The organism is Streptomyces sp. NBC_01618 (assembly GCF_045209435.1).
In the GTDB taxonomy this organism is placed as follows: Bacteria; Actinomycetota; Actinomycetes; order Streptomycetales; family Streptomycetaceae; genus Streptomyces.
In genome coordinates, this window is sequence record NZ_CP109297.1 from 4,888,441 (window position 1) to 4,904,949 (window position 16,509).

The following is a 16,509-nucleotide window of genomic DNA, read 5'->3' on the forward strand; positions in this document are numbered from 1 at the left end:
TTCGTCGTCCCGGGCAGACTTTGACTTTACTTTCGCTTTGCGATTCGCTGCGAGCTCCTGACCGCTGGCTCCGGGGGGATCGACCGATGAGCCACACCGCCCGCAACTTCCGTAATTCCCACAACTTCCGTGACCTCTGCGCCGTTCGCAGGGCTCGTGCGGTCCGTGCGGTTCGTACCGCAGCCTCCGCAGCGCTCGTCCCCGGCCTCGCCGTGGGCCTCGGCGCCTGCTCGATCACGCACAAGGGCAAGGTCATCAAGGAGGCCAGGGGCGAGGGCCTCATCACCGCGGGCGGCTGCGTCGCCGTCTCGCCGGTGGCCGGCTGAACTCCGAGTCCGTAGCGGCCGAATCGGCCCTGACCTGCGGTCGGGGCCGATTGTCAGTGCCATGGTGCACGGTGGAAACCACATCAGGTCGACCGATCTGGAGGGGGATCCATGACCGTGTCCGAAACCACCGCCACCGATGGCGTTCAGGCCCTGCGCCCGCATGCCGAGGACGCCTTCGCCCATGAGCTGAAGGCCCTCGCCGCGGCCGACGACCGCCCGCGGCCCGCCCGTTGGCAACTGTCCCCGTGGGCCGTCGCCACCTACCTGCTCGGCGGCACACTGCCGGACGGCACGTTGATCACGCCCAAGTACGTCGGCCCGCGCCGCCTCGTCGAAGTCGCCGTGACCACACTTGCCACCGACCGTGCCCTGCTGCTCCTCGGCGTCCCCGGCACCGCCAAGACCTGGGTGTCCGAGCATCTCGCGGCCGCCGTCAGCGGTGACTCGACCCTGCTCGTCCAAGGCACGGCAGGCACCCCGGAGGAAGCCATCCGCTACGGGTGGAACTACGCCCAGTTGCTCGCGCACGGGCCCAGCCGCGACGCCCTCGTGCCCAGCCCGCTCATGCGCGCAATGTCCGGCGGCATGACCGCGCGGATCGAGGAACTCACCCGTATCCCCGCCGATGTGCAGGACTCGCTCATCACGATCCTCTCGGAGAAGACGCTCCCCGTCCCCGAGCTGGGGCAGGAGGTCCAGGCGGTCCGCGGTTTCAACGTCATCGCCACCGCCAACGACCGCGACCGCGGGGTCAACGAGTTGTCCAGCGCGCTGCGCCGCCGGTTCAACACCGTCGTGCTGCCGCTGCCGGAGACCCCCGATGCCGAGGTCGACATCGTCTCCCGGCGCGTCGACCAGATCGGGCGCTCGCTCGACCTCCCGGCCGCGCCCGACGGCCTGGCCGAGATCCGGCGCGTCGTCACCGTCTTCCGTGAACTGCGTGACGGCGTCACCGTCGACGGCCGCACCAAACTCAAGTCCCCCTCGGGGACGCTGTCGACGGCCGAGGCGATCTCCGTCGTCACCAACGGCCTGGCGCTGGCCGCGCACTTCGGGGACGGCGTGCTGCGTCCTGGTGATGTGGCGGCGGGCATCCTCGGCGCGGTCGTCCGCGACCCCGCTGCCGACCGGGTGGTCTGGCAGGAGTACGTGGAGACCGTCGTCCGGGAGCGGGACGGGTGGAAGGACTTCTACCGCGCCTGCCGCGAGGTATCCGCATGACCCGGGCCACGCCGTCCGGCGGACCGCTGCTGCTGGGGGTGCGGCACCACGGACCGGGCTCGGCCCGGGCCGTCCGGGCGGCCCTGGATGCCGCCCGCCCGCGGGCCGTGCTCATCGAGGGGCCCCCGGAGGGTGACGCGCTCCTTTTGCTGGCTGCCGACGAGCAGATGCGCCCGCCGGTCGCGCTGCTTGCCCATGCCGTGGACGACCCGGGGCAGGCGGCGTTCTGGCCGCTGGCCGCGTTCTCCCCCGAATGGGTCGCGATCCGCTGGGCGCTGGCTCACGACGTGCCGGTCCGTTTCATCGACCTGCCCGCGGCGAACTCGCTGGCCATGACACGGGAAGCGGAACACCAGGACGGCCAAGACGGGAACGGGGACGGAGAGCGCCCCCTGGTCGACCCCATCGGCGTACTGGCCGAGACGGCGGGTTACGACGACCCGGAGGCCTGGTGGGAGGACGTCGTCGAACACCGCACTCAGGACGGCGAGGCCGCCGACCCGCGGGCACCGTTCGCCGCACTCGCCGAGGCCATGACCGCCCTGCGTGAGGTGTACGGCGACGGCGGCCACCCCCGGGACACCGTCCGCGAGGCGTATATGCGCATCCAACTACGCAAGGCGGCAAAGGAGTTCGGCGAAGAAGTCGCCGTCGTCTGCGGCGCCTGGCACGTGCCCGCGCTCAGCGCGAGGGTCACGCTCGCCGCCGACCGGGCCCTGCTCAAAGGGCTCCCCAAGGTCAAGACCGAGCTGACCTGGGTGCCCTGGTCGCACCGCCGGCTCGCCCGGCACAGCGGATACGGGGCGGGCATCGACTCGCCCGGCTGGTACGGGCACCTCTTCGACGCCGCCGACCGCCCGATCGAGCGATGGATGACCAAGGTCGCCGGACTCCTGCGCGACGAGGACCGGTTCGTCTCGTCGGCCCACGTCATCGAGGCCGTCCGGCTCGCCGAGACCCTGGCCGCCATGCGCGGCCGCCCGCTCGCCGGGCTGAGCGAGACGACCGACGCGATCAGGGCCGTGATGGGTGAAGGCTCCGATGTGGCGCTCGCGCTCGTACGGGACCGGCTGATCGTCGGCGAGACACTCGGTGAAGTGCCGGACACCGCCCCGGCCGTACCCCTGCAACGCGACCTCACCCGACAGCAGCGCACGCTCCGGCTCAAACCGGAGGCGCTGGAGCGGGAGTTGGAGCTCGACCTGCGCAAGGGCACCGACGCGGCCCGCAGCCGCCTGCTCCACCGGCTGCGGATCCTGGCCGTCGGCTGGGGCGAGCCCGCGGCCGGCCGGGCGAGCACCGGCACCTTCCGGGAGAGCTGGCGGCTGCGCTGGGAACCCGAGCTGTACGTACAGGTCGCCGAGGCCGGGACCTGGGGCACCACCGTGCTCTCCGCGGCCACCGCCAAGGCCGAGTTCCAGGCGACCTCGGCGACCGGGCTCGCCGAGGTCACCGCGCTGGCCGAGCAGTGCCTCCTCGCGGAACTGCCCGACGCGCTGTCCGTGGTCATGAAGGCCCTCGCGGACCGTGCCGCGCTCGACGCCGACGTCGCCCATCTTGCCGACGCCCTGCCCGCGCTGGCCCGCACCCTGCGCTATGGCGACGTGCGGTCCACGGACACCGCGGCGCTCGGCGGGGTCGCGGCCGGACTCGCCGAGCGGATCTGCGTCGGACTGCCGCCGGCTTGCTCCGGACTCGACGCCGACGGCGCCGTCGAACTCCGCCGCCGGGTGGACGGGGTCCACACCGCGATCGGCCTGCTCGGCGAGGCTGTTCGGACGGACGCCGACAAGGACGGGCTGCGCGAGCGCTGGACCGCCGTGCTGCACAAGCTCGCCGCCCGGGACACGGTCGCGGGCGTCATCCGGGGCCGCGCGGCCCGCCTGCTGCTCGACGAAGGACGGCTCGCGGAGGACGAAGCGGCACGGCTGATGGGTCTGGCCCTCTCACCCGGCACACCCCCGACCGACGCCGCGGCCTGGATCGAGGGGTTCGTCGGCGGAGCCGCCGGGGGCGGCATGCTCCTCGTCCACGACGAGCGACTGCTCGGCCTGGTAGACGCCTGGCTCACCAGGGTTCCCGCCGACACCTTCGCCGATGTGCTGCCTCTGCTGCGCCGCACCTTCTCGGTGTACGAAGCGGGCGTACGGCGCACGCTGGGCGAGCTCGTACGGCGCGGTCCGGCCGCCGGGGGTCCGGCCGCCGGTGTGGACGGCACCGCGGCCACGGCACCCGGCTTCGGCCCCGGACTCGACGGGGCCCGGGCCGACGCGGTGGTACCCGTACTGCGCCTCCTGCTCGGCCTGGACACCAACACCCACACCAACACCAACACCAACACCCACACCGGCATCGGCGCAGGCGCAGGCATCGGCACAGACGCAGGCACACGCACAGGCTCACGCGCAGGCAACGACACGAATCCGGCCCCGGGAGGCGTCGAGCCGGGCGAGCGTGCCGAGAACGTCAAGGAACCGCTGGGGGCAACGGGATGACCACGAACACCGCCGACACCACACCGCACCCGGCCCACGGCTCACCGCCCGGCCCGGCCGACGGCGAACGGCTGCGCCGGTGGCGCCTGGTCCTGGGCGGGGACAGCGCCGAGAGCACCGGCTGCACCCTCACCGGACGCGACGCCGCGATGGACGCGGCACTGGCCGCGCTCTACGGCGGCGGAGGCCGCCCCGGAGGCCGGGGCGGCAACAACCGCTCGGCCGGGCTCGGAGCCTCCGCGCCCTCCGTGGCCCGCTGGCTCGGCGACATCCGTACGTACTTCCCCAGCTCCGTCGTCCAGGTCATGCAGCGTGACGCGATCGACCGGCTCGGCCTCTCCGCCCTCCTCCTCGAACCGGAGATGCTGGAGGCCGTCGAGGCGGACGTCCATCTCGTCGGCACGCTCCTCTCGCTCAACAAAGCCATGCCGGAGACGACGAAGGAGACCGCGAGAGCGGTCGTGCGCAAGGTCGTCGACGATCTGGAGAAGCGGCTCGCCACCCGCACCCGGGCCACCCTCACCGGCGCACTGGACCGCTCGGCAAAGATCAACCGCCCCCGCCACCACGACATCGACTGGAACCGCACCATCCGGGCCAACCTCAAGAATTACCTCCCGGAGTACGGCACCGTCGTCCCCGAGCGCCTCATCGGCTACGGGAGAGCCGCGCAGTCCGTGAAGAAGGACGTCATCCTCTGCATAGACCAGTCGGGATCGATGGCCGCCTCCGTCGTCTACGCCTCCGTCTTCGGCGCGGTGCTCGCCTCCATGCGCACCCTGCGGACCAGGCTCGTCGTCTTCGACACGGCCGTGGTCGACCTCACCGACCAGCTCGACGACCCCGTCGACGTCCTCTTCGGCACCCAGCTCGGCGGCGGCACGGACATCAACCGCGCGCTCGCCTACTGCCAGTCGCGGATCACCCGCCCGGCCGACACCGTCGTCGTGCTCATCAGCGACCTGTACGAGGGCGGCATACGCAACGAGATGCTGAAGCGGGTCGCCGCGATGAAGGCCTCCGGCGTGCAGTTCGTGACGCTGCTCGCGCTGTCCGACGAGGGTGCCCCCGCCTATGACCGTGACCATGCGGCGGCCCTCGGGGCCCTGGGGGCGCCGGCGTTCGCATGCACCCCGGATCTCTTCCCGGAGGTGATGGCCGCGGCGATCGAGAAGAGGCCGCTTCCCGTACCGGACAAGGAGGCCCAGCAGTGAGCCCCGTCGGGGAGGGGGGCTCGCGAGCGGGGCCGGGAGTCGCGGGGAGGGCGTTCCCGGCCTGTTCGGGGGGCCGTCCCCGTGGACCACGGCCGTGCGGAGTTGTCCACTGCGACCCGGTGACCGGCCTGGTCTGTGACCGTAATCACCGCTCAGGTGTGACCTGCGATTTAGGGTCATGCGGAGCGCGGGGATAACCTGCGAGATGGACATGCCGCGTACTCCGGGTCACCCTGTGCGCCTTCCTAGTGACAGAGCAGTCACATTGCCCCTCGCGGCACGCCCACGCAGAAATCGAACCGCGAGACCATTGATTAAGGGACGGACGCGCGTGGACCTGTTCGAGTACCAGGCGAGGGATCTCTTCGCCAAGCACGGTGTACCGGTGCTGGCCGGTGAAGTCATCGACACGCCTGAGGCAGCCCGCGAGGCGACCGAGCGGCTGGGCGGCAAGTCGGTCGTCAAGGCGCAGGTGAAGGTCGGCGGCCGCGGCAAGGCCGGCGGCGTCAAGCTGGCCGCCACCCCCGACGAGGCGGTCGCCCGGGCGACCGACATTCTCGGCATGGACATCAAGGGCCACACGGTCCACAAGGTGATGATCGCCGAGACCGCGCCGGAGATTCTTGAGGAGTACTACGTCTCGTACCTCCTCGACCGCACCAACCGCACCTTCCTGGCCATGGCCTCGGTGCAGGGCGGCATGGACATCGAGGAGGTCGCGGAGAAGACCCCCGAGGCCCTCGCGAAGGTCCCGGTCGACTCCAACACCGGTGTCACGATCGAGAAGGCCCGCGAGATCGTCGCCCAGGCGAAGTTCCCGGCCGAGGTGGCCGAGAAGGTCGCCGAGGTCATGGTGACGCTGTGGGAGACGTTCGTCGCCGAGGACGCGCTCCTCGTCGAGGTCAACCCGCTCGCCAAGGTCGCCTCCGGTGACGTCCTGGCGCTGGACGGCAAGGTGTCTCTCGACGAGAACGCCGACTTCCGTCAGCCCGGCCACGAGGCCCTCGAGGACAAGGACGCAGCCAACCCGCTCGAGGCTGCCGCCAAGGCCAAGAACCTCAACTACGTCAAGCTCGACGGCGAGGTCGGCATCATCGGTAACGGTGCCGGTCTGGTCATGTCGACGCTGGACGTCGTCGCGTACGCCGGTGAGAACCACGGCAACGTGAAGCCCGCCAACTTCCTCGACATCGGTGGCGGTGCCTCCGCCGAGGTCATGGCGAACGGCCTGGAGATCATCCTCGGCGACCCGGACGTCAAGTCCGTCTTCGTCAACGTCTTCGGTGGTATCACCGCCTGCGACGAGGTCGCCAACGGCATCGTCCAGGCGCTTGCGCTGCTCAAGTCCAAGGGCGAGGAAGTCACCAAGCCGCTGGTCGTGCGCCTCGACGGCAACAACGCGGAGCTGGGTCGCAAGATCCTTTCCGACGCCAACCACCCGCTCGTGCAGCGCGTGGACACCATGGACGGCGCGGCCGACAAGGCCGCCGAGCTCGCCGCGGCTGCGAAGTAAAGGACGAGGGACTCCAACACCATGGCAATCTTCCTCACCAAGGACAGCAAGGTCATCGTCCAGGGGATGACCGGTGCCACCGGCATGAAGCACACCAAGCTCATGCTCGCCGACGGCACCAACATCGTCGGCGGCGTGAACCCGCGCAAGGCCGGCACGTCCGTCGACTTCGACGGCACCGAGGTTCCCGTGTTCGGGAGCGTCGCCGAGGCGATGGAGAAGACCGGCGCGAACGTGTCGGTTCTCTTCGTGCCGCCGGCCTTCGCCAAGGCCGCTGTCGTCGAGGCGATCGACGCCGAGATCCCGCTGGCCGTCGTGATCACCGAGGGCATCGCCGTCCACGACTCCGCCGCCTTCTGGGCGTACGCGGGCTCGAAGGGCAACAAGACCCGGATCATCGGCCCGAACTGCCCCGGCCTGATCACCCCCGGTCAGTCCAACGCCGGCATCATCCCGGGCGACATCACCAAGCCCGGCCGCATCGGTCTCGTGTCGAAGTCGGGCACGCTGACCTACCAGATGATGTACGAGCTCCGTGACATCGGCTTCTCCTCCGCCGTCGGCATCGGTGGCGACCCGGTCATCGGTACGACGCACATCGACGCCCTCGCGGCGTTCGAGGCCGACCCCGAGACCGACCTGATCGTCATGATCGGCGAGATCGGCGGCGACGCCGAGGAGCGTGCGGCGGACTTCATCGCGAAGAACGTCAGCAAGCCGGTCGTCGGTTACGTCGCGGGCTTCACCGCCCCCGAGGGCAAGACCATGGGCCACGCCGGCGCCATCGTCTCCGGCTCCTCCGGCACCGCGCAGGCGAAGAAGGAGGCCCTGGAGGCCGCCGGTGTCAAGGTCGGCAAGACGCCGACCGAGACCGCCAAGCTGGCGCGCGAGATCCTCGGCGCCTGATCGCTTCACCGCGTCGGAGCAGTACCGCAGTATCGCCTCACCCGCACAGACGGCGCGGGCCCGTACCCCGGTCAGGGATACGGGCCCGCGCCGTTTCGTTTCTCCGCGGCCGCTGCTCGGTCCGCTTCGTGTTCAGCCGGGGTGGGGGAGGAGCCGGGCCGGGCCCTGTACGACTTCGCCGCGCAGCTGGTTCCGTAGGTTCAGGTCCTGCGGCGTCAGCTTCTGCGGGCCACTTCGTGGCGGCACCCCCTCGACCTGCAGGGCGGGTGATTCCGGGGTCTCGTACCGCGTCGGAGCCGTCGCCAGGGTGAACAGTGTCGCCCCGACGAGCAGCACCGCGAAGGAGATGGCCGCCCTGGTCCACAGCTGGGCCCGGTGCTCGCTGTCCGTACGGATCACGTCGGGCGAGGGGAGCGAGTCGGGGATCTGGGCCTCGGCGAGCGTGCCGAGCTGTTGGTGCAGAAGCGCCGACTGCTCGGCGGGGGACGACGGTTCCGCCAGCTCGGTAAGCCGCTCGGCGACCGCGGCACGGGCGTTCATCAGCCTGCTCGCCGTCGCCGGAGTGCTGGCCTCGGTCTCCGCCGCGGTCTCCGGCAGGCCCAGGCCGACACCGTCGTGGAGCAGCAGGGTGCGGCGGTACGACGGCGGCAGGTCGAGCAGTGCGTCGAGCAGTACGCGCGCACCGGGTTCGGCGGGCGGCGGGGCGAGCTCGCGGTGCGTGCGTCGCAGCCGGTGCCAGGGCGACATCGCGTACTCGTACGCAGCCGCCCGTACCCACCCCACGGGATCCCGGTCCGCCGCGACCTCGGGCCAGCGGTCCCAGGCCAGCGCGAAGGCCCGCGCGACGGACTCCTGGGAGAGACTCCGGCGCCCGGTCAGCAGGAACGTCTGCCGGAAAAGGGCGGCAGCGCAGTGCTTGTACAAGGCATCGAATCCCTCGATCGCCGCGGCTTCCGCTGCCACCGCTGCTGCCTCAGCCGCTGCCACCGCTGCTGTCTCAGCCGCCGTTGTCCCTTGCGTTGTCTCTGCCTCGACCGCGGCCTCTGCCGGTGCCTCAACTGCCGGTGCTGTCGCCCCAGGTGCTTCACTCGCGCCGGACGCGTCGGGGGTGCCGGGCAGATCGGGGGTGGTGCCGGGCTCGGTCGGGGCCATGGCGGAGCTCCCGGTGGCTTCGACGGGGGTCGGAGGACGGGACGGCGGTTTCGTGGACGTCACCGGCTTGGACAGCTTGGACAGCCTCGCGACCGTCGTCGGCATCGCCGGACGGGCCACCCGCTTGACGGCGGCCTTCGGCCGGGTGCTCGACGCGGTGGACTTGGTCCGGGCGCTCGAAGGCGTGGCCTGCCGACCCTTCCGGCCGCCGCTGATCAGCCTGGCATACACCGCACCCTTTCGCCCGCGGGGCGTGGTGCGGCCCGTCGCCCAGGACCGGACCGTGGCCCGGGTGACGCCCACCGCCATCGCGACCTGCTCTTCACTCAGCGACTTCGCCTCGCGCAGTCTGCGGCGCTCCTTGGGGGGGAGCGGAGGGGCGGCGGCCACATCGGTCGAGCTCTGCGTCATGAATGAACCCCCGTGGACCTGCGCTGAGCAAAAAAGTACATAAACGCATATTGAGCGACACAGCGGCTGTTCGCCTGTTACACGGAATAAGCGCGTGTCGTTGGGAGCATGACGGGGTGACCCAAGTGACCGAAGGAAGCCCGTCGTTGTCGGCAGAGCAGGGCCGGTCCGCCGTGCTGGCGTTCACCTTCCTGCGTGGGGTTCTCGCGGCCGGGCTGGGGCTGGGTGCACTCACCGTGCTCGTCATGGTGCTGTGGATCAGCTCTCCGGCCCCCGACGACGGCCCCGGCGGCGCCCTCCACACGGCGGCCGGGCTCTGGCTGCTCGCCCATGGCGCCGAGCTGATCAGGACCGACACGCTCGGCGGAGTTCCCGCTCCGGTGGGCCTCGTTCCGCTGCTGCTCGCCGTCGCGCCGGTGTGGCTGGTGCACCGGGCGGCCCGGGATGCCCTGGAGCCGGACGAGGGGCGTCCGGCGCCCTCGGCGGCGGCCGCGTTCGCCCTGGTCGTCGGCGGATATCTGCTGGTCGGGGCCGCTGTGGCGCTCTACGCGCGGGATGGTTCGCTGACCGTGCACGCGCCCTCGCTGTTCTTCCCGTCCGCCGTTGTGGTGGCGGGCGCCGCGGCGGCCGGGGTCTGGACGGCATCCGGGCGCCCGATCGGGCCGCCGTCCTGGGCGCCGGTGCGCCTGCACGAGGAGCTGGCGCGTGACGGGTGCAGGAAGCGTGCCGACACGGTGTGCCGGTCGGCGGCGGCCGGGGTGGCGGTGCTGCTGGGCGGCGGGGCGTTGCTCGTAGCCGTGGGACTGGTCTGGCACGGTCCGGCGGCTCAGCAGTCGTTCGTCCAGCTCTCGGGCGACTGGGTGGGCCGGGTCTCGGTGGTGCTGCTCGCGCTGGTGCTGGTGCCGAACGCGGCGGTGTGGGGTGCCGCGTACGGACTCGGGCCGGGTTTCGCGCTCGGTACGGCGTCCACGGTCACCCCGCTCGCGTTCTCGGGGCGCCCGGCGCTGCCCGTCTTCCCGTTGCTCGCCGCGGTGCCGGACCAGGGTCCGGGGGCGGCCCCGAACTGGGCGGCCGCGGCGGTGCCGGTCGCGGCCGGGGTGACGGTCGCCTGGTTCACGGTGCGGCGGGCCGCGCCCGCCCACGCCGCACGGGACGAGGCGTGGGGCCTGCGGGAGACCGCGCTGACGGCCGGGCTGGGGGCGCTGGGGTGCGGGGTGGGTACGGCGGTGCTGGCCGCGGCCGCGGGAGGACCGCTCGGCACCCGGACGCTGGCGGAGTTCGGCCCGGTGTGGTGGCTGACCGGTGCGGCGGCCCTGGCGTGGACGACGCTGCTCGGGGTCCCCGGGGCGCTCCTGGTGCGGGCCTGGCGGCTGCGGGGCGGCGACGGGGGTCGGTGGTGGCGGCGGGGTCCGGCGCAGGAGGAGACGGCAGAGGCGGCGGAGCGGACGGCGGCAGAGGCGGCTGAAGGGGCGACGGACGGGGCGACGGAAGAGGCACCCGTCGCCCAGGCGCCTGCGGAGGTGCTCGAGCAGGCGCCTGGGCGGACGGACGGCGGCCGACGGCGGTGGTGGACACGGTCCGGGCCCGGGGAAGCGGGCGAGAAGGCCGAGCCGGTGTCCACGCCGGGAACGCCGCCCACCCCCGGATGGGCCCCCGGGGGCCTTCCCGCCGCGGCGGGCGGCGGGAAGGCCGAGGACTCCGAGTCGTACGACTTCCTGCCGACCGATCCCTGGCACGAACGGACGACGGTCCGGCCTCCCGAAGAGACCGGACCGTCGTGAATCACGCGAGGTGTCACTTCTTGACGCCGAAGAAGGGCTCCAGCGGCTTCGGCAGCTGGTCGTTGCAGGCCAGTTGGCCGGACTTGGTCAGGGCGTCGTTCACACAGGTGTAGTAGTCGCGGTAGACCAGCTGCACCGTGAACGTCGTCGCGACGATCGAGAGCGCGAGCAGCGCCGTCACCAGCCCGCTGACCGCGGCCGTGGTTTGCTGCCTGCCGTAGCCCGGAGCGGGCGCGCCGGGTGCGCCGGCCGCGGGGACATGCCCGGAACCGGAACCCTGAAGCGGACCGGCAGCCGGCGCACCGGACGCCGCGCCCGCCACCGGGGCGCTGGTGGCGCCGCCCGGTGCGGATGCCCCCTTCGGCTTCGCCCGGAGGGAGCTGATCGACCAGTACACGGCGAGCACGCCGAGCAGCAGGGCGATCTCAGGGAAGTCGAAGAGCGCGAAGAAGAAGGCCCACATACCGGAGAGCAGCGCGTAGCGGGCGCGCCGCTGGGCGGGGTCGGTCGGATCCCAGCGCAGTCCGCCGGGTTTGTCCTCGGGGCCGCCCCGGCCGTTCGGCCCGCCCCGGCCGTTCGGCCCGCCCGGGCCTCCGGGGCGACCGCCGAAGCCGCCGCTCTGGCGACCGGGCTGCCGGCTGCTCCACTGGCTGCCCCAGACCGGCCGGTCGTCGGAGGAACCGTCCTCCGGCGACCCGTCGCCGTTGCCCCGGCCTCCGTTCCCCCGGCCGTTCCCGCCGTTGCCGGTGTTCGAAGGATGGCGGGGCTGCCAGGGCTGATCGGGCCGGTTCTCCGGCGGCGCGGCGAACGGGTTGTCATCGGAAGGAGCGCCGGAAGATGAAGAACCGGAAGGTGAAGAACCGGAAGGAGAGGAAGGGCCCGTAGGGGACTGGCGCTCTCGCAGCAGCAGCGAGGTCCGCTCGGGCAGCGGGTGGCGGAAGGCGGTGCGGCGGCGTCGGTCCTGCATATGGTGAACGTCTTCCCCATCTCGTCATTTCCGCCCTGCGGACGGTTCCCTGTCCCCTGACGCTACCTCCCGGCCAGGAGGGGCCGAAAGCTGGGAGCGGCTGCGCCGGGCGGCCGATACCCGTCCCCCGGACACTCCCACGCATTCCGCAGTCGGTCCCCGGCCGATCGCCCCGCCGACCCACACCCCGATCGGCCACCGGCCCCAACCGATCCGTGGCCGCCCCATGGCCCCTCACCCCCGTCCCGTGGGGGTCCCCAGAGGTGCCGGTATCGTTGCTGACGGTCGGCTCGTTCGTAGAGTTCCCCTATCACGGGGCTCGATTCTTTCGTACGACCATACAAATCAGCGTCACTCTGCTTCAGCACGCGAGAAAGGGCCCAGCCGTGGCCTCCCCGCCCCCTTCCCCCGCACCGGCCCGTCTGGTCGTCCTGGTTTCCGGCTCCGGTACGAACCTTCAGGCCCTGCTCGACGCCATCGGCGACGACCCCGAGGGCTTCGGTGCCCAGGTCGTCGCGGTCGGCGCCGACCGCTCCGGCATCGTCGGTCTGGAACGGGCGGAGCGCGCCGGACTGCCGACCTTCGTGTGCCGGGTCAAGGACTACGCCACCCGCGAGGAATGGGACGCGGCCCTCGCGGCCGCGACGGCCGAGCACCGCCCGGACCTCGTGGTGTCCGCGGGATTCATGAAGATCGTCGGCAGAGAGTTCCTCGCCCGGTTCGGCAGCCGGATCATCAACACCCACCCCGCCCTGCTCCCCAGCTTTCCCGGTGCCCATGGGGTGCGTGACGCACTCGCGTACGGCGTGAAGGTCACCGGGTGCACCGTCCACTTCGTCGACGACGGCGTCGACACCGGTCCGATCATCGCGCAGGGCGTGGTCGAGGTGACCGAAGAGGACACGACGGAGGGCGAAGCCGCTCTCCATGAACGCATCAAGGAAGTCGAGCGCAAGCTGCTCGTCGAGGCCGTGGGGCGGCTCGCCCGTGACGGCTATCGCATTGAGGGACGAAAGGTTCATCTCGGTCATGTCGGTGAATAAGCCCATCCGCCGCGCCCTGGTCAGTGTCTACGACAAGACGGGGCTCGAAGACCTCGCCCGCGGTCTGCACGAGGCGGGTGTCGAGCTCGTCTCCACCGGCTCCACCGCCGGGAGGATCGCCGCCGCCGGAGTGCCGGTCACCAAGGTCGAGGAGCTCACCGGCTTCCCCGAGTGCCTGGACGGCCGCGTCAAGACGCTGCACCCGCGCGTACACGCCGGCATCCTCGCCGACCTGCGCCTGGACGCCCACCGCGAGCAGCTCGCCGAACTCGGCGTGGAGCCGTTCGACCTGGTGGTCGTGAACCTCTACCCGTTCAAGGAGACCGTCGCCTCCGGCGCGTCCGCCGACGAGTGCGTGGAGCAGATCGACATCGGCGGCCCGTCCATGGTCCGCGCCGCCGCCAAGAACCACCCGTCCGTGGCCGTCGTCACCAGCCCCGAGCGGTACGCCGACGTCCTCGCCGCGGTCAAGGCAGGCGGCTTCGACCTGACCGCCCGCAAGCGGCTGGCCGCCGAGGCGTTCCAGCACACCGCCGCGTACGACGTGGCCGTGGCCTCCTGGTTCGCCGACGACTACGCCGCCGCCGACGACTCGGGCTTCCCCGACTTCTTCGGTGCCACGTACGAGCGCAAGAACGTCCTGCGGTACGGCGAGAACCCGCACCAGCCCGCCGCGCTCTACACCTCCGGCGCCGGCGGCCTGGCCGAGGCGGAGCAGCTGCACGGCAAGGAGATGTCGTACAACAACTACACGGACACCGACGCCGCGCGCCGGGCCGCGTACGACCACGCCGAGCCGTGCGTCGCGATCATCAAACACGCCAACCCGTGCGGCATCGCGATCGCCGACGACGTCGCCGAGGCGCACCGCAACGCGCACGCCTGCGACCCGCTGTCGGCGTTCGGCGGCGTCATCGCCGTCAACCGCCCGGTGACGGTGGCCATGGCCGAGCAGGTCGCGGAGATCTTCACCGAGGTCATCGTCGCCCCGGCGTACGAGGACGGCGCCGTCGAGGTGCTCGCCCGCAAGAAGAACATCCGCGTGCTGCGCTGCCCCGACGCCCCGTCCGCCGAGGTCGAGGTCAAGCCGATCGACGGCGGCGCGCTGCTTCAGGTGACCGACCGCCTCCAGGCCGACGGCGACGACCCGGCCAACTGGACGCTGGCCACGGGTGAGGCGCTCTGTGCCGACGAGCTCAAGGAGCTCGCCTTCGCGTGGAAGGCGTGCCGCGCGGTCAAGTCCAACGCGATCCTGCTCGCCAAGGGCGGCGCCTCGGTCGGCGTCGGCATGGGCCAGGTCAACCGCGTCGACTCCGCGAAGCTCGCCGTCGAGCGGGCAGGTGAGGAGCGTGCGCGCGGTGCGTACGCCGCTTCGGACGCGTTCTTCCCGTTCCCGGACGGCCTGGAGATCCTGACCGCGGCCGGCATCAAGGCCGTGGCGCAGCCCGGCGGTTCGGTCCGTGACGAGCTGGTCGTCGAGGCCGCGAAGAAGGCGGGCGTGACGATGTACTTCACGGGTACGCGGCACTTCTTCCACTGAGCAGCGTGAACGAACGAGCGGCGTGAACGAACGCCGAGGGCGTCTTCCGGAGCCGGTCTCCGGGGGCGCCCTCGGCGCCGACCGCTGACCGTTCGGGGAGCCGCGCCCGGAGCGGGTCGGTCGGCACCCGGAAAACGCCGAAGGCCGTAAACCCACGCGCGTGCGGGTTTACGGCCTTCCTGTTCCCGTGCGGGAACGACAGACCGGCAGGTTCAGTACTGCGGCTGCTGCTGACGGTTGAACCAGGCGCTGCCGTCGGCGCGCGCCACGAAGACGATGACCAGGATCGACAGAACCGTGTGGACGAGGCCGACCACGATGAACGGGTAGATACCGAGAAGCGCGGTGATCGAACCGAAGACAATGGCGGTGATGCGGATTCCGTTGCCGCCCTTGCCGAACTTCACGGCGAGGAACACGGCCAGGACGCCCCACAGCAGCACGAGGACCGAGAGGCCCCACAGCGCGCCGCCGGAGTAGTCGGCGAGCTGCTGGAACTGGACGTCGTCCTGGAGCGTCGCGTCGTTCTTGGCGGCGTTCACGGCCACGGCGGAGAGGACGAAGAGGATCGCGCCGATGAGCTGCAGGCCGCCGATCACGTAGAGCATGACGCGGGCGGCCTTGACGCCGCCCGGCATCTCCAGCGGGCCCCCGCCGAAGCCTGCGGCGCCGAACTGCGGGACGGGCGGAGCCGAGGGGTAGCCGTAGCCCTGTTGGGGCACGCCCTGCGGGGTCTGCTGAGGGTAGCCGTAGCCCGGCTGCCCGCCCGGCTGCTGACCGTAGGGGTTGTTCGGGTCGCCGTTGCTCATGGCGAAATTCCTCCGTTGCGAAAGTGCGGGGACGATGCGGTCCGGGCGGAGGAATCATGCGCAATGAGTACGGTCTGTCCCCCCGACACTGTCCGCGGTACTGCGCGGCTCATCGTTGTCTTGACATCGGCTTTTTGTCCAGCCGATTGCCGAATGTGTTGTGCAAGCGCAATCTGCCGGCCATCCACGGCACCCGGAATTGGTATGCGGGCGGGGTCATCCGCGAGTATGGGGACATGACTGCCCAGATTCTCGATGGCAAGGCCACCGCAGCCGCGATCAAGTCCGATCTCACCGTCCGCGTGGCGGCCCTCAAGGCGCAGGGCATCACCCCTGGCCTGGGAACCCTGCTCGTCGGGGACGACCCGGGCAGCCGGTGGTACGTGAACGGCAAGCACCGAGACTGCGCGCAGGTCGGCATCGGCTCCATCCAGCGCGAACTCCCCGACACCGCCACCCAGGAGGAGATCGAGGACGTCGTACGGGAGCTCAACGCCAACCCTGAGTGCACGGGTTACATCGTGCAGCTCCCCCTCCCCAAGGGGATCGACACCAACCGCGTCCTGGAACTGATGGATCCGGCCAAGGACGCCGATGGCCTCCACCCGATGAACCTCGGCCGCCTCGTGCTCAACGAGACGGGCCCACTGCCCTGCACCCCGCAGGGCGTCGTCCAGCTGCTGCGCCACCACGACGTGGAGATCAACGGCGCGCATGTCGTGGTCGTCGGCCGCGGCGTCACCATCGGCCGCTCGATCCCGCTGCTGCTGACCCGTAAGTCCGAGAACGCCACCGTCACCCAGTGCCACACCGGTACGCGTGACCTCTCCGCCCAGCTCAAGCAGGCCGACATCATCGTCGCCGCCGCCGGAGTGCCGCACATCATCAAGCCCGAGGACGTGAAGCCGGGCGCGGCCGTGCTCGACGTCGGCGTCAGCCGGGACGAGAACGGCAAGATCGTCGGGGACGTCCACCCGGGCGTCGCCGAGGTCGCCGCGTGGATCTCCCCGAACCCGGGCGGTGTCGGCCCGATGACCCGCGCCCAGCTGCTCGTCAACGTGGTCGAGGCGGCCGAGCGCAACGCGGCCGACGCCGTCTGAGTCGGCCGACCCGATCCGGGAGGAACGT

13 protein-coding genes are annotated in these 16,509 nt (G+C 71.4%); 10 read left to right on the forward strand and 3 right to left on the reverse strand.

The genetic code is table 11. The features are described 5' to 3' along the window. Positions 1-86 precede the first annotated feature (86 nt). From OH735_RS22870 to sucD, 6 genes are all read left to right on the forward strand, one after another. On the forward strand, positions 87-326 hold the full coding sequence (locus OH735_RS22870) for a hypothetical protein (RefSeq protein WP_406386968.1): 240 nt from the start codon (positions 87-89) through the stop codon (positions 324-326). Between the two features lie 111 nt (positions 327-437). Next, positions 438-1,550, forward strand: a complete 1,113-nt coding sequence (locus OH735_RS22875; protein WP_406383374.1) for an AAA family ATPase — start codon at positions 438-440, stop codon at positions 1,548-1,550. Further along, positions 1,547-4,045, forward strand: a complete 2,499-nt coding sequence (locus OH735_RS22880) for a DUF5682 family protein (protein WP_406383375.1) — start codon at positions 1,547-1,549, stop codon at positions 4,043-4,045. The genes OH735_RS22875 and OH735_RS22880 overlap by 4 nt, the downstream gene beginning before the upstream one ends. Further along, entirely contained in the window at positions 4,042-5,259 is a 1,218-nt protein-coding gene (locus OH735_RS22885) for a vWA domain-containing protein (RefSeq protein ID WP_406383376.1), read from the forward strand. The genes OH735_RS22880 and OH735_RS22885 overlap by 4 nt, the downstream gene beginning before the upstream one ends. 331 nt (positions 5,260-5,590) lie before the next feature. Beyond that, on the forward strand, positions 5,591-6,772 hold the full coding sequence (sucC, locus tag OH735_RS22890) for an ADP-forming succinate--CoA ligase subunit beta (protein WP_345515068.1): 1,182 nt from the start codon (positions 5,591-5,593) through the stop codon (positions 6,770-6,772). A 21-nt stretch (positions 6,773-6,793) separates the two neighbouring features. Continuing rightward, positions 6,794-7,678: a succinate--CoA ligase subunit alpha gene (gene sucD / locus OH735_RS22895; protein WP_406383377.1), complete on the forward strand. Its 885-nt coding sequence runs from the start codon at positions 6,794-6,796 to the stop codon at positions 7,676-7,678. 132 nt (positions 7,679-7,810) lie between these two features. On the opposite strand, the gene OH735_RS22900 is transcribed toward sucD, so the two are convergent. Then, complete coding sequence (locus OH735_RS22900; RefSeq protein WP_406383378.1) at positions 7,811-9,241, reverse strand: helix-turn-helix domain-containing protein; 1,431 nt, start codon at positions 9,239-9,241, stop codon at positions 7,811-7,813. A gap of 125 nt (positions 9,242-9,366) precedes the next feature. Here OH735_RS22900 and OH735_RS22905 point away from each other — a divergent pair, with 125 nt between their 5' ends. Next, complete coding sequence (locus OH735_RS22905; RefSeq protein WP_406383379.1) at positions 9,367-11,022, forward strand: DUF6350 family protein; 1,656 nt, start codon at positions 9,367-9,369, stop codon at positions 11,020-11,022. A 13-nt stretch (positions 11,023-11,035) separates the two neighbouring features. Here the strand turns inward: OH735_RS22905 and OH735_RS22910 are convergent, their stop codons facing one another. Then, complete coding sequence (locus OH735_RS22910) at positions 11,036-11,989, reverse strand: hypothetical protein (RefSeq protein WP_406383380.1); 954 nt, start codon at positions 11,987-11,989, stop codon at positions 11,036-11,038. 386 nt (positions 11,990-12,375) lie between these two features. Here OH735_RS22910 and purN point away from each other — a divergent pair, with 386 nt between their 5' ends. Further along, positions 12,376-13,032, forward strand: a complete 657-nt coding sequence (purN, locus tag OH735_RS22915; RefSeq protein WP_406383381.1) for a phosphoribosylglycinamide formyltransferase — start codon at positions 12,376-12,378, stop codon at positions 13,030-13,032. After that, positions 13,019-14,572, forward strand: coding sequence for a bifunctional phosphoribosylaminoimidazolecarboxamide formyltransferase/IMP cyclohydrolase (purH, locus tag OH735_RS22920; RefSeq protein WP_406383382.1), 1,554 nt, complete (start codon positions 13,019-13,021; stop codon positions 14,570-14,572). The genes purN and purH overlap by 14 nt, the downstream gene beginning before the upstream one ends. 212 nt (positions 14,573-14,784) lie before the next feature. On the opposite strand, the gene OH735_RS22925 is transcribed toward purH, so the two are convergent. Beyond that, the gene (locus OH735_RS22925; protein ID WP_406383383.1) at positions 14,785-15,381 is read right to left on the reverse strand and encodes a hypothetical protein; all 597 of its coding nucleotides are present in this window, start codon (positions 15,379-15,381) and stop codon (positions 14,785-14,787) included. Positions 15,382-15,617: 236 nt separating this feature from the next. On the opposite strand from OH735_RS22925, the gene OH735_RS22930 reads away from it, so the two are divergent. After that, a complete protein-coding gene (locus OH735_RS22930; protein ID WP_093900214.1) occupies positions 15,618-16,481 on the forward strand; it encodes a bifunctional methylenetetrahydrofolate dehydrogenase/methenyltetrahydrofolate cyclohydrolase in 864 nt (287 codons plus the stop codon). The last annotated feature ends 28 nt before the right edge of the window (positions 16,482-16,509 follow it).